Consider the following 12,399-nt stretch of genomic DNA (forward strand, 5'->3'; position numbering starts at 1 on the left):
TAAAGCTTTTTTGTGGAAGACAAATCGATTTTTTTGCTATATTGACCTGCAATTAAGATAATTATTGTGGTTAAGTGAGGATTTGAACGGATGAAAAACTTGAATTGCTGGAATAAACCCGCTGCATTGCTGGGCGCGCTCGCGATCGTAGCCGGAAGTTTGCAGGCGAATGCCATCGGTGTTGCCGCCCCATCAACATCCACTGTCAGTCAAGATGCTGAAAATATTTCCTTTGAAGATAGCGCCACGTTTCAAATAGCCCAGGCTGGCAACCTTTGCCGCAAAGTCACTCCCAAAGAAGGTTTGACGGTTCGTCAGAACCCAGACCCCAAATCCCCTAGAGTTGGCGGGGTAGCACTTAACACACAGGTAACGCTGTCCCAAGGTGCTACTTCTGTTAAAGCCTCCGACGGTCGCCTCTGGATTCAAATTACCGCTCCCGTCACAGGGTATGTGGCTAGTGGCTATCCCAACGACGAAAGTAATTTAGGTTCGTGCACAATTAGTCAAACTCCTTCCCCAACTCCTGCACCAGCGCCAGCACCAGCGCCAGCACCAGCACCAGCACCAGCGCCTGCACCGGCACCTTCCCCAAGTCCCGCACCAGCGCCAGCACCTGCACCAGCGCCAGCACCAGCGCCAGCACCAGCACCAGCACCAGCACCAGCACCAGCACCAGCACCAGCACCAGCACCAGCGCCAGCGCCCGCACCAGCGCCAGCACCAGCGCCAGCGCCAGCACCAGCGCCAGCACCAGCCCCAGCCCCAGCACCAGCCCCTGCAGTGGGCCCTGTAAGTCTGTGTCGCCAAGTAGAACCTCGCGTAGCGCCGAAGGGTCTAGTTATCCGCGCGGAGCCTTCAAAGACTTCTGCTGTTAAAGGCAGCGTAGCGGCTAACGGTCAAGTAACGCTTGTTCCCAATTTCCAATTAGTGAAAGATAAGAATGGAGAACAGCGCAATTGGCTTGAGATTTCAGGCCCTGTGCCCGGATTCATCTCGGCTGGAAATTTGATCATGTGCAAGTAAACTTCTGAGTTTGATCGCTCTTTTTGACTAAAAGAGCGATCGACACCGAAAATAGTTTTAAGTTATTGTGGCGCAGCCAGGAAACAACGCCGATCCCAGATTGCTTCCTGGACTTACGCAGGAATAACTGATTTCTGTCGCGAGTCAGCGGTAGCTAATCTTTCTGGGCCTCTGTTTTTCATCATCGGTTGCGTAAAGTCCTAGCTTGCTTCCTCGCAACGAAGGCGGGGTGAAGAAATTTAAGCAAAAAGCCGATCGACCTTTCTACCTACAGAGCCCGCTTGCCCAATCTCGGTGTCCGCGATTTGGTTGACACTTCGATTGTCGGCCAATCCAGACAATTTCCCACTTATTTTGCCTGAGTCTGAGTTCGATTCGGTCTCGCATTCCGGCAACAGAATCGTCAGCTAAACCGACGACTGTATGCACAATTACTGCTGTTTCTCCCGTGGGATATTCAACTGCAATTTGGTCGCTTTTTCGGCCTTCAGATTCTCGGTCACTGCTAAAGAGTTTTGCTGCGATATCTTTGGGGTTGGAGACGGTAATTTTGCGATCGACAAGGAACTGTTTAGCGTTAATTTCTTCGTAGTTCGATCGGGCGGCGGGCTGCCCCATTGCTGCGATGGGAATTTGGATGCAGGCGAAAACAGCTAGGAAAAAGAGCGATCGCTTGACAATTGATTTGTTCATGAGGCTTCCGATTCTGCGAGAAATTTTTGTCTCCGAGACGCGAAAGCCGCCAAATCTGCTTCGGTGAATTGAGTTTGCTGCCATGAGGGGCGGGCAAGCAGTCGATCGCACCAAGCTTTAATTTTAGGATAGCCGTCTAGGGACACATCAACCCAAGATAGCAAGGGCACGACGGTGCCGGCAACGCACTCGGCAAAGGTAACAGTGTTGCTAGCGAAAAAAGGGCGATCGTCCAACAAACCTTCAAAGAATTTCAACACAGTATCGACTTTTTCCTTAGCCTTTGCGATTTCCTGCTGTTCAGGAATTCCCCAGCCCATTTTTTCACTGCTGAGGGGGTAAAGTGCCGGCGCAAGTTCGTTAACCGTGACCAATTCTACCATTTTCACAACTGCCAAATCTTTCGGTTCTTTTGGCAGCATTGCCGGTTCGGGATACTTTGTTTCTAGATAGTCAAGAATTGCCAGAGACTCGACGACAGTGAAGTCATCATCGACCAAAACAGGGATGCGGTGAAAAGGATTCATTGCGACAAACTCAGGCTGCAAGTGATCGCCGTCCAAGTGGATTTCTACCACTTCAAAATCGAGGTTTTTTTCTAAGAGGGCGATCCACACGCGGCGGGAGTTAGCGGAAATTGGGGTGTGATAAAGTTTCATAAATGGTGGGGGTAATTATTGAAAGGTAATATAGCAATCTTAAATCAGTTTCAATAACTGGTTAACTGGTTCCCAGGCTCTGCCTGGGAACCGATGTCCAGAGGCTCTGCCTCGGCTGCGACAATGGAGACAGAGCCTCCGGATATGCGTTACCAGGCTCTGCCTGGTAACGAGTATAAACGATATTTTTTTGGATGTTTATGAAAATTTATTATTCTGAGCTGGCGAATAAACCTCACCATAACTTAAAGTTTTGACTGAAGTATTCTGCTCTAAATTCTGCTCTAAACTTGTCGTCATGTCTGCGTGGAGAAGCTCTAAAAATTTTATATCGTTCCCTATATCGGCAGCCTCATCTTCATCTACCTCTTCAATTACCTGCAAACGTTCTTGATAGGCATTGATTTGATGTTCAATGGCTTCTATAATAAACTTTAAATCTTTAAATGATAGATTAATGTTAGCTTACTATCCTATAAATCACCTCTACAGGTAGTATGAGGGCTCGATTTCAGAGTCATCGTCAGAGGTACGTTCGGCACGAATCTCGTCCATAATTCCCTGAAAATCTGGATCGTCTTTAAACACACCCGCAAATTGCATCCAGGTGGGTTCAGAAGCCTGAATCGGTACTTCCCAGGAAATAGCTTCAATATGGTTAAGTCTTTCTAACAATGTGGTTTGAAGTTGGGTAATGGCTTCTTCCCGAGTTGCTGCTTCAACTCGACAGTGCGGAAACTCGAAAACAGAAGCAGAAACCTGTCCTGATGAGAGAGTTTCTAACAGGAGTGTCACTTTCCATTGGCTAGATGGTTGGGATTGCAATACATTTAAGCTTGTTACCATGTTTAAATCACGCTTTTTAAGTGCTGTCTTGATTGTATCGCAGAAAAAAAAATCCCTCACCATTTCAGGCAAGGGGCGATCGCTTTTTTAGAGCTAACTCGTCTTCAGTTGCTCTAATTTTTGTCTAACAAAGAACCATCGCGATCGATTTCTATCTCTATATTATCTCCTGACCGTATAAATAGATTACCTGTTCGCTCGTCTAGGCAGATGAAAACAGGGATGGTGAATTTATTGGTTAAGGATTGACATAGTATGACACACTTGATGCTTTGTTCAGCAGTTGGCAGGTTCATTTTAACTCCTCTGTTTTTTAACTAACGCAGGGTTAGGTTTTGGGTAACCTCGCGTTTGAGTACAGAGGCACGGGGCCTTATAGATTGTGCGTTTAGTTAATTTCGCTTCAGAGTTAAAGTTATGCCTATGCTAAAAACCGTTACCAAAATAACAGGGCGGACCCTAAAGCCCGCCCCATCAAACTATCGATTAGTAATCGAAGTCGCCGCCGCCCATGCCGCCGCCAGCGCCAGCAGCAGCGCCATCCTTCGGTTCAGGCTTGTCAACGACGATGCACTCGGTTGTCAGCACCATACCAGCAATAGATGCGGCATTTTGCAGAGCAGAACGAGTTACCTTCGCAGGGTCAACGATACCAGCTTCAAACATATCGACAAACTCATTTGTCGCTGCGTTGAAACCAACGTTGAACGGCTTTTCTTTGACGCGCTCAGCAATGACAGCGCCATTCAAACCAGCGTTTTCAGCAATCCGCTTCAGAGGAGCAGCCAGAGCCCGTGCCACAATCAAAGCACCGGTCAATTCTTCGCCCTTGAGAGTGCTATTAGCCCACTCTTCCAATTGAGGAGTCAGGTGAGCCAAAGTTGTACCGCCGCCAGGAACAATTCCTTCTTCGACAGCAGCTTTGGTTGCGTTGATCGCATCTTCAAGACGCAGTTTGCGATCCTTCATTTCTGTTTCGGTAGCCGCGCCGACTTTGATGACTGCGACGCCACCAGCCAATTTGGCCAAACGTTCTTGCAGCTTTTCTTTGTCGTAGGAAGACTCGGTTTCGTCCATTTGACGGCGAATTTGTTCGCAGCGAGATTTGACTGCGACTTCGTTACCTTCGGCAACAATTGTGGTGCTGTCTTTGGTGATGGTGACGCGACGAGCTTTGCCGATTACTTCCAGCTTGGTGTTTTCCAGTTTCAAACCGGCATCTTCGGTGATCAGTTGACCGCCGGTCAATACGGCGATATCTTCTAACATGGCTTTGCGTCGATCGCCAAAACCAGGTGCTTTAACAGCAGTCACGTTCAACACACCGCGCAGTTTGTTGACAACGAGGGTAGCTAGAGCTTCTTTCTCAATGTCTTCTGCAATGATCAACAGCGGGCGGCCGGAACGGGCTACTTGTTCGAGCACTGGTACTAAGTCTTGTACCAAGCCGATTTTCTTGTCTGTCAGCAAGATGAAGGGTTCTTCGAGAATCGCTTCCATCCGTTCGGTGTCGGTGACAAAGTAGGGAGAAATGTAGCCTTTGTCGAAGCGCATCCCTTCGGTGATTTCCAATTCGGTGGTCATAGACTTCCCTTCTTCCAGGGAAATCACGCCTTCTTTGCCCACCTTGTCCATTGCGTTAGCAATCATTTGGCCGACTTCATCGTCGTTACCAGCAGAGATGGAGCCGACTTGAGCGATGGCTTTGGAATCTTCTACTTGTTTGGCGTGTTCGGCAATTTTTTCTACCAAAAACGTGGTTGCTTTGTCAACACCGCGCTTGAGGGCGATCGCATTTGCGCCGGCTGCTACGTTACGCAGACCTTCTTTGACCATGGCGTGAGCCAAAACGGTAGCTGTTGTGGTACCGTCGCCTGCTGCGTCGTTGGTTTTGGAAGCTGCTTGACGGATCAGGGCAACGCCTGTATTTTCTACGTGGTCTTCTAGTTCGATTTCTTTGGCGATGGTAACACCGTCATTGACGATTTGAGGAGCTCCGAATTTCTTTTCGAGAACCACGTTACGGCCTTTGGGGCCGAGGGTTACGGCCACTGCTTCGGCCAAAATGTCCATACCGCGTTCGAGGGCGCGACGTGCATTTTCGTTGTAGATGATACGCTTAGCCATAGTTTTTGGGGATGAGAGGATTTGAGATTTTGGATGGGGGATGATGGATTTTAGTCATTTGTCCCGTGTCATTAGTTGTTTGGCGGCGTTCGCTTTAAACTAATGACTGATGACTAAGGACTAAGGACTGATGACTAATGATTAATTAGTTAACGATCGCCAGAATGTCTTTTTCTGCAAGCAAGACGTATTCGTCTGTGCCGAGTTTGATGTCGGTGCCGGCGTACTTCGAGTAGAGAACTTTGTCGCCGACTTTGACTTCCATTTCAATGCGGGTGCCGTCGTCATTGCGCTTGCCGGGGCCCACGGCCGCGACTTCGCCTACTTGGGGCTTTTCCTTAGCTGTGTCGGGCAGAAGGATGCCGCCGGCGGTTTTTTCTTCGCTAGCGCTTACTTTTACGAACACGCGCTCGCCTAACGGTTTAACGGTAGAAACACTCAGTGATACTGCTGCCATAAATAAATCTCCAGATTACAGATTGTCGTCAGTCGTCAGGGGTCACGATGAAAGCAACAGCGGACTACTTACAACTGACATATTAGCACTCTCGACTCCTGAGTGCTAATTTAGCTCTAGAAAGGGGCGATCGCAACTTAGTTGTCAGTACGGGTTCCCGAACCGAGCATGAGTTGAAGGGAAGGAGAGGGGGGAGTGCAGGGCTGTTTCATTCTCCAAAAAACGAGGATTTTGTAGGGGTAGTGCCCCCGTGCCTACCCTCCCCACCGACGATTTTTCGGTTATTTCATAGGTAGGGGCAGCCACGGGGGGCAGCCCCTACAAGAGAATGAAACCGCCCTGGGAGTGGACGCTGTGGTGATGACTTTAGACCGCTAACCAATTACTTTTGAGTGATGAATAAAATGACAGAAAATAACCAGGAATATTGCAGCCAAGGCTTGAGCGCTTGCGTCCAAAGCCTGGGAATCGCTCAAATCGAGCGGCATATTTTTATCTGTGCCGACCAAACCGTGCCCAAGTGCTGCGATCGGCAAACCAGTCTGGAGGCGTGGAATTACTTAAAAAAACGCTTGCAAGAATTGGGGTTGGACAAGCCAAGTGCCACTCGACCAACCTGCGTTTTTCGCACCAAAGCCAATTGCCTGCGAGTGTGCGCGTCTGGCCCGATTATGGTAGTCTATCCAGACGGAGTGTGGTATCGCGACGTTACTCCACCCGTCATTGAGAGAATTATTCAGGAACATCTCCTAAACTCAAAGGTCGTTCAAGAATACGCTTTCTTGACTCATCCTTTGCCAGTGCCTGCTGAGGCGGAGCAAAACGTCTAATTATAGCGCTGTTAAAGTACATGGGTATAATTAAAGGTTAAATTTAAGGTTAAGGGTGAGAATTTGAGACAGTTTGGCTTGCGGGCGATCGCACCCGCTACAGCTCCATAAAACTGTAGTTAGGTTCTTGTCTTCCCTGGGTGGCTTCCCGTGTTTCTGGTGTTTCTCAAAAGGTACACCAAAAAAATCGATCGGAGGAACTGTGAAATTTTGTGCAAAAATTTCTCAGTGGCAGACACTAAGCAGGTTGCCAAACTACACTAGAAACAGTTAAATACGTAAGTAGGGAGTCTGCTTAAATTTCTCTATATCAGAAGTATCATTTAAAACCGGGGCATTAACCTGAAATTGAACCGATCGAGATTAAATATTTAACTTGCGCTCTGTTAGGCAATCTCCAATCAATCAAGGCCGATCTTGACAGGGCGATCGTCCATTACTGGTTTTGGCTGCGTTCCAGGTCGTAAGACACTCAGAAACAGCCGTCGATTACAGGTTGGGAAGCGGTAATACCCGCCCCGCTTTCCCTCACCGCCATCCCTTCAGTCGATCGTCGTCCTCCACTCCCAGCCGGGTGGCGGGGGACTGACCGAAAAAACAGAAGTGAAAAGAAGGAAGTATGCGGGATACTTTAGCGGGAATAAACATGACAAAGGACAATAATTCAGGAGAACAAAAACGGCTGATGCTGGTTGACGACGACCCCAATTTGATCTTGCTGGTCAAGGACTACTTGGAGTTTCGGGGTTACAACGTCATTACAGCAGAAAACGGCAGAGACGCTCTGGAAAAACTAGAACAAGAAGTTCCCGACTTGATGATCTGCGACGTGATGATGCCGGAAATGGATGGCTACACTTTAGTCAAACACATCAGAGAAGACCCTCGCACGAGCTGGATTCCGGTTCTTTTCTTGTCCGCAAAAGGTCAAAGTTCAGACCGAGTAAAAGGCTTGAGCACTGGGGCTGACGTTTATATAGTCAAGCCTTTTGAACCAGAAGAACTGGTGGCCCAAGTGGAATCTTCTCTGAAAGCAGCATCCCGCTTGATTAGCCACTCAAATCCCGGTATGGACAGTGGCCCAAAAATTAAGGCGCGCCGCAATGTCGAATTGACTCCCACTGAGTTAAAGGTCGTACAGTTGCTAGCGCAGGGTATGGCAAACCGCCAGATCGCAGACGTGATGAATGTCAGCCAGCGGACAATCGAAAGCCACGTCAGCAATATGCTGGGCAAAACAGGTCTGCACAACCGGACAGAGTTAGCTCGCTGGGCTCTTGAAAGCAAAAAGGCTTGAGCGGAGGTAGTCTGCGCTATGAAATCAGGGGAGCAAAATCTACTGCTATGCGCTGGGCGTATGCCTGCTTGGCGGTAGGGCGGTGGGCACGGTAGTTTGAAGGCGCCATTAACCTTGACACGGCAGCCGGTATTGAGTTACTAGGCGTATAGTTTGTGAGGGCCCCTCGCTCAAATGCAAGCAGGGTTAAAAGAACCCTCTGGCGGTAGAGCCGAAAATATGAAATACTGGGGAGATGGAGTTTTCTGAAGTCTAATCTATTGCCTCAGTTAGCTCCATGTTGCTAAAATGTGATATTTAGATTAACTTCTTTCTACAATTATTAGGTCTAAGTTTCTATGACAAACTTAATGAACCGCCTTTCTATTTTTGTGGACGGGAACAATATGTTCTACGCTCAACAAAAGAACGGTTGGTTTTTTGATCCTCGCAGGGTGCTCGAATATTTCAAAACTTCGCAGCCGAATGTCATCTTGATCAATGCTTTCTGGTATACGGGTCTCAAAGACCCCCAAGATCAAAGGGGATTTCGAGATGCTTTGATCAGTCTGGGTTACACGGTTCGCACTAAAATTCTTAAGGAATATTACGACGATGCTTCGGGCAGATATTCTCAAAAGGCTAATTTAGACATAGAAATTGTGGTTGATATGTTTAATACCGTGGATCAATACGACCAAGTTGTGCTGTTTAGCGGGGATGGGGATTTTGAGCGGGCGATCGAGCTGCTCCGCTCGAAAAATACTCATATTACTGTGGTATCAACCGAAGGAATGATTGCTAGAGAGTTACGAAATGCTACAGATAGGTATATAGACCTAAATGAAATTAGGGAACATATCGAGAAGATGGATTATTAGTCAGTAGTTATTAGTCATTAGTCATTAGTCATTAGTTATTAGTCATTAGTCATTAGTCAGCAGTCATTAGTCAGTAGTTATGGGTTATGGGTTATTAATTATTCGTTATTGGCGCGAGACAGGGGACTGGTGACTGGAGGCTAAAAATCCAGAAAAACGGACAAGTAAAAATCAGGAAAACACTTTTTTAGAGCTATGAAAACTCAACCAAGTCAAGACCGGATTATTATTTTCGATACGACTTTGCGAGACGGAGAACAATCTCCGGGTGCATCTCTGAATGTGGATGAAAAGCTGACGATCGCTCGCCAGTTAGCGAGATTGGGCGTAGATGTGATTGAAGCGGGTTTCCCTTTCACCAGCACGGGAGATTTCGAGGCAGTCCAAAAAATAGCCCGATCGGTTGGCACAGAAAATGGGCCGACAATTTGCGGTTTAGCGAGGGCGAGAAAGGAGGATATTAAAACAGCAGCCGAGGCTCTGAAACCCGCAGTAAATTCGCGAATTCATACGTTTCTGGCTACGTCCGATATTCACTTGGAGTATAAGCTGAAAAAGACGCGGGCTGAGGTTCTGGAAATTGTGCCGGAAATGGTAGCTTACGCTAAGTCTTTTGTGGATGATGTGGAGTTTTCGCCGGAAGATGCTTGTCGATCGGAACCGGAGTTTTTGTATCAGGTTCTAGAACGGGCGATCGCAGCGGGTGCGACTACTGTTAATATTCCCGATACTGTCGGCTACACGACTCCGAGCGAGTTTGGGGCTTTGATTCGGGGAATTAAGGAAAATGTGCCGAATATCGATCGCGCAATTATTTCGGTTCACGGTCACAATGACTTAGGATTGGCTGTTGCTAACTTTTTGGAAGCTGTGAAAAATGGCGCCAGACAGTTAGAATGTACGATTAACGGGATTGGCGAACGGGCGGGAAATGCAGCTCTGGAAGAGTTGGTAATGGCGCTTTACGTGCGGCGCCAATATTATAATCCGTTCTTGGGCCGGCCTGCAGATTCTGAGGAACCGCTGACAAATATTGACTCGCGCCAAATTTATAAAACCTCGCGGTTGGTTTCCAATTTGACGGGGATGTTGGTGCAGCCAAATAAGGCGATTGTCGGGGCAAATGCTTTTGCTCACGAGTCGGGAATTCACCAAGATGGGGTGCTGAAAAATAAGCGGACATACGAGATTATGGACGCTGAGTCGATCGGCTTAACTGAAAATCAAATCGTCTTGGGCAAATTATCCGGCCGCCACGCATTTCACACTCGCTTGAAAGAGTTGGGTTTTGAAATGGCAGACGATGAGCTAAATAAGGCTTTTGTCAAGTTTAAAGATTTGGCAGACAAGAAAAAAGAGATTACTGATTGGGATTTAGAGGCGATAGCCAATAACGAAGTGCACCAAGCACCGGAACTGTTCCGGTTAGAATTGGTGCAAGTTTCCTGCGGCGACAAATCTCGCCCGACAGCAACTGTCACTGTGCGGAATCCGGCGGGGGAAGAATTGACCGATGCTGCGATCGGCACTGGGCCTGTGGATGCGATTTACAGGGCAATTAACCGGGTGGTAAACGTACCGAACGAGTTGATCGAGTTTTCTGTACAATCGGTAACAGCGGGCATAGATGCGATCGGCGAAGTAACAATTCGCTTGCGGCACGAAGGCAAAGTATTTTCCGGTCACTCAGCAAATACCGATATTATTGTAGCCTCCGCAGAAGCATACATCAGCGCTTTAAATCGCCTGTATCAGGCATTGCAGCATACTACTGAAAAATCCTCGGAACAGCCAACTGCGATCGGAAATCAAGTTGTTGCAAAAGCACAGCGCTGATAAATTTATTGTCAGCCATTTTTCTTGAAACAAACCGCAGACGAACCTAGATCGAAGCAGATAAATCTCAATTAATCTGCCTTTATCCGGGTTTATCTGCGGTTTAAAATTACTTTTTTTTACTCATAACCAACTCTTGAAAAATGCAAGAAGAAACTTTAAAAAAAGAGCGGCAATTCCACGATGCTTGGGCATCCACAATCGATATTGACGGCATTCGAGTTAATGATTACTTTGAAGCTTGTACCGCCCCAGAAAATAGATTTATCGTCCAGCAAATGGGCGATATTACAGGCAAACGCCTGTTAGATTTAGGCTGCGGCGCGGGAGAAAATAGCGTTTATTTTGCTAAAAAAGGCGCCAATTGTGTCGCGGCGGACTATTCTCAGGGCATGGTAGAAGTTGCTCTGAAATTGGCTGAGAAAAACGGCGTCAAAATAGACGGCTGCACGGTGAATGCAATGGCCATGGATTTCCCGGATAATAGTTTTGATATTGTTTACGCTTCTAATTTGTTGCACCATTTGCCGGAACCTGAAAAGGCAATTCGCGAAATGCACCGCGTGCTGAAGCCTGGGGGTAAAGCTTGTTTTTGGGACCCGATGAAGCACAATCCGGTGATTAATGTTTACCGTAGGATGGCGACTGAGGTGCGGACGGAGGATGAAAGTCCTTTGGATATTAATATTGTAAATTTTGTCAATTCTTTGTTTTCCGAGACGGCTTATGATACGTTTTGGCTGACATCGTTGTGGATTTTTTTGCGCTTTTATTTAATCGAAAAAGTGCATCCCAATGAGGAGCGTTATTGGAAAAAGATTATCATTGAACAAGAGAGATTGAAACCGGAATATTCTCGGTTAGAAGGGTGGGATGGCTTTTTGAAGAAGTTGCCTTTGATGAAGCGATTGGCTTGGAACTTGGCTGTGGTGGCAACGAAGTAATTAAAAGAAGTACAATAAGTCAAAGCATTTAATTAAGAGGCTAATTATGCCAGAAACTATTACTGCTATCTACGAAAACGGGGTTTTTCGTCCCTTGAGTCCTTTGTCATTGAATGATGGGGAAACTGTGGAAATAACAATTGTAGCGGAAGTGTCGCCGGAAGAACTCAAGGGCGATCGCGAAAAAGCGATTAAGTTGATGGATTTACGAAAATTGATGGGTTTGCCAACAAAACAGTTTAAGCTAGATGCAGCCGCAGAACAAAAGCGGCGCGACCTGTTTGAAAAACTCAAGGGAAGAGTGGGGAAACCTCTTTCTGAAATCGTTATTGAGGATCGCGGCCCGTGGTAAATGCCTATTTCTTAGACACCAGCGCTTTGGTTAAACGGTATGTGCCTGAATTGGGAAGTAATTGGATTCAATCCATTACTGTTCCTGCAGCAGGTAACTTTCTCGCGATTTCTCAGATTACTTGGGTGGAGGTATGCAGCGCTTTTTCACGCCGTCAACGAGAGGGTACTCTATCTGTCGATGAGGTTGACCAACTTATGGGAGATTTTCGCACGGATTTTGACAACCAGTATGAAGTTCTTGAAGTCGATCGCACTTTGATAGAAATAGCCGGCGCACTGGTGATGCAAAACCCACTGCGGGCTTATGATTCTGTGCAATTAGCGGCTGCTTTGCGCGTTCAATCTACTCTCGTTTCCGTGCCAGATACTCAACTGGTTTTTGTTTCGGCGGACAATCGATTGCTGAATATTGCTCATTCAGAAGGGTTGGTGATTGATAATCCTAATGATTATCCGTAATCAAGCTGTTT

Annotated in this window: 15 protein-coding genes; 7 read left to right on the top strand and 8 right to left on the bottom strand. The window is 47.2% G+C overall.

From position 1 onward, the window contains the following. Positions 1-502: 502 nt before the first annotated feature. From QUA07_RS07715 to groES, 8 genes are all read right to left on the bottom strand, one after another. Entirely contained in the window at positions 503-772 is a 270-nt protein-coding gene (locus QUA07_RS07715) for a hypothetical protein (protein ID WP_333323847.1), read from the bottom strand. A gap of 518 nt (positions 773-1,290) precedes the next feature. Next, complete coding sequence (locus tag QUA07_RS07720; RefSeq protein WP_333323849.1) at positions 1,291-1,719, bottom strand: hypothetical protein; 429 nt, start codon at positions 1,717-1,719, stop codon at positions 1,291-1,293. Next, positions 1,716-2,378, bottom strand: a complete 663-nt coding sequence (locus tag QUA07_RS07725; RefSeq protein ID WP_333323851.1) for a glutathione S-transferase family protein — start codon at positions 2,376-2,378, stop codon at positions 1,716-1,718. Before QUA07_RS07725 ends, QUA07_RS07720 begins: the two co-directional genes overlap by 4 nt. A 198-nt stretch (positions 2,379-2,576) precedes the next feature. Further along, complete coding sequence (locus QUA07_RS07730; RefSeq protein WP_333323853.1) at positions 2,577-2,762, bottom strand: hypothetical protein; 186 nt, start codon at positions 2,760-2,762, stop codon at positions 2,577-2,579. A 102-nt stretch (positions 2,763-2,864) separates the two neighbouring features. Then, positions 2,865-3,224, bottom strand: a complete 360-nt coding sequence (locus tag QUA07_RS07735; RefSeq protein WP_333323856.1) for a hypothetical protein — start codon at positions 3,222-3,224, stop codon at positions 2,865-2,867. 113 nt (positions 3,225-3,337) lie between these two features. After that, the gene (locus QUA07_RS30010; protein ID WP_445305876.1) at positions 3,338-3,520 is read right to left on the bottom strand and encodes a DUF6888 family protein; all 183 of its coding nucleotides are present in this window, start codon (positions 3,518-3,520) and stop codon (positions 3,338-3,340) included. A gap of 190 nt (positions 3,521-3,710) precedes the next feature. Next, positions 3,711-5,351: a chaperonin GroEL gene (gene groL / locus QUA07_RS07740; RefSeq protein ID WP_333211804.1), complete on the bottom strand. Its 1,641-nt coding sequence runs from the start codon at positions 5,349-5,351 to the stop codon at positions 3,711-3,713. A gap of 145 nt (positions 5,352-5,496) precedes the next feature. Next, positions 5,497-5,808, bottom strand: a complete 312-nt coding sequence (gene groES, locus QUA07_RS07745; protein WP_332945088.1) for a co-chaperone GroES — start codon at positions 5,806-5,808, stop codon at positions 5,497-5,499. Between the two features lie 404 nt (positions 5,809-6,212). Here groES and QUA07_RS07750 point away from each other — a divergent pair, with 404 nt between their 5' ends. The 7 genes from QUA07_RS07750 to QUA07_RS07780 all read left to right on the top strand — a co-directional run bounded on the left by QUA07_RS07750 (position 6,213) and on the right by QUA07_RS07780 (position 12,388). After that, a complete protein-coding gene (locus tag QUA07_RS07750; RefSeq protein ID WP_333323858.1) occupies positions 6,213-6,638 on the top strand; it encodes a ferredoxin in 426 nt (141 codons plus the stop codon). A gap of 646 nt (positions 6,639-7,284) precedes the next feature. Beyond that, entirely contained in the window at positions 7,285-7,935 is a 651-nt protein-coding gene (locus QUA07_RS07755) for a response regulator transcription factor (RefSeq protein WP_333081102.1), read from the top strand. Between the two features lie 338 nt (positions 7,936-8,273). Beyond that, entirely contained in the window at positions 8,274-8,795 is a 522-nt protein-coding gene (locus QUA07_RS07760) for a LabA-like NYN domain-containing protein (protein ID WP_006633075.1), read from the top strand. Positions 8,796-8,990: 195 nt separating this feature from the next. After that, complete coding sequence (locus tag QUA07_RS07765; RefSeq protein WP_333323860.1) at positions 8,991-10,631, top strand: 2-isopropylmalate synthase; 1,641 nt, start codon at positions 8,991-8,993, stop codon at positions 10,629-10,631. Between the two features lie 143 nt (positions 10,632-10,774). After that, positions 10,775-11,575: a class I SAM-dependent methyltransferase gene (locus QUA07_RS07770; RefSeq protein WP_333323862.1), complete on the top strand. Its 801-nt coding sequence runs from the start codon at positions 10,775-10,777 to the stop codon at positions 11,573-11,575. A gap of 46 nt (positions 11,576-11,621) precedes the next feature. Next, complete coding sequence (locus QUA07_RS07775) at positions 11,622-11,927, top strand: antitoxin family protein (RefSeq protein WP_333323864.1); 306 nt, start codon at positions 11,622-11,624, stop codon at positions 11,925-11,927. After that, on the top strand, positions 11,921-12,388 hold the full coding sequence (locus QUA07_RS07780) for a type II toxin-antitoxin system VapC family toxin (RefSeq protein ID WP_333323867.1): 468 nt from the start codon (positions 11,921-11,923) through the stop codon (positions 12,386-12,388). Before QUA07_RS07775 ends, QUA07_RS07780 begins: the two co-directional genes overlap by 7 nt. Positions 12,389-12,399: the final 11 nt, after the last annotated feature.

Source organism: Microcoleus sp. T3_A4, from assembly GCF_036700465.1.
Lineage (GTDB): Bacteria > Cyanobacteriota > Cyanobacteriia > Cyanobacteriales > Microcoleaceae > Microcoleus.

What these genes read in the sequence shown, in the direction of transcription:
- QUA07_RS07720 (WP_333323849.1), bottom strand. Translation starts at nt 1,719, where the DNA reads ATGAACAAATCAATTGTCAAGCGATCGCTCTTTTTCCTAGCTGTTTTC.
- QUA07_RS07725 (WP_333323851.1), bottom strand. Translation starts at nt 2,378, where the DNA reads ATGAAACTTTATCACACCCCAATTTCCGCTAACTCCCGCCGCGTGTGG.
- QUA07_RS07735 (WP_333323856.1), bottom strand. Translation starts at nt 3,224, where the DNA reads ATGGTAACAAGCTTAAATGTATTGCAATCCCAACCATCTAGCCAATGG.
- QUA07_RS30010 (WP_445305876.1), bottom strand. Translation starts at nt 3,520, where the DNA reads ATGAACCTGCCAACTGCTGAACAAAGCATCAAGTGTGTCATACTATGT.
- groL (WP_333211804.1), bottom strand. Translation starts at nt 5,351, where the DNA reads ATGGCTAAGCGTATCATCTACAACGAAAATGCACGTCGCGCCCTCGAA.
- groES (WP_332945088.1), bottom strand. Translation starts at nt 5,808, where the DNA reads ATGGCAGCAGTATCACTGAGTGTTTCTACCGTTAAACCGTTAGGCGAG.
- QUA07_RS07750 (WP_333323858.1), top strand. Translation starts at nt 6,213, where the DNA reads ATGACAGAAAATAACCAGGAATATTGCAGCCAAGGCTTGAGCGCTTGC.
- QUA07_RS07755 (WP_333081102.1), top strand. Translation starts at nt 7,285, where the DNA reads ATGACAAAGGACAATAATTCAGGAGAACAAAAACGGCTGATGCTGGTT.
- QUA07_RS07760 (WP_006633075.1), top strand. Translation starts at nt 8,274, where the DNA reads ATGACAAACTTAATGAACCGCCTTTCTATTTTTGTGGACGGGAACAAT.
- QUA07_RS07765 (WP_333323860.1), top strand. Translation starts at nt 8,991, where the DNA reads ATGAAAACTCAACCAAGTCAAGACCGGATTATTATTTTCGATACGACT.
- QUA07_RS07770 (WP_333323862.1), top strand. Translation starts at nt 10,775, where the DNA reads ATGCAAGAAGAAACTTTAAAAAAAGAGCGGCAATTCCACGATGCTTGG.
- QUA07_RS07775 (WP_333323864.1), top strand. Translation starts at nt 11,622, where the DNA reads ATGCCAGAAACTATTACTGCTATCTACGAAAACGGGGTTTTTCGTCCC.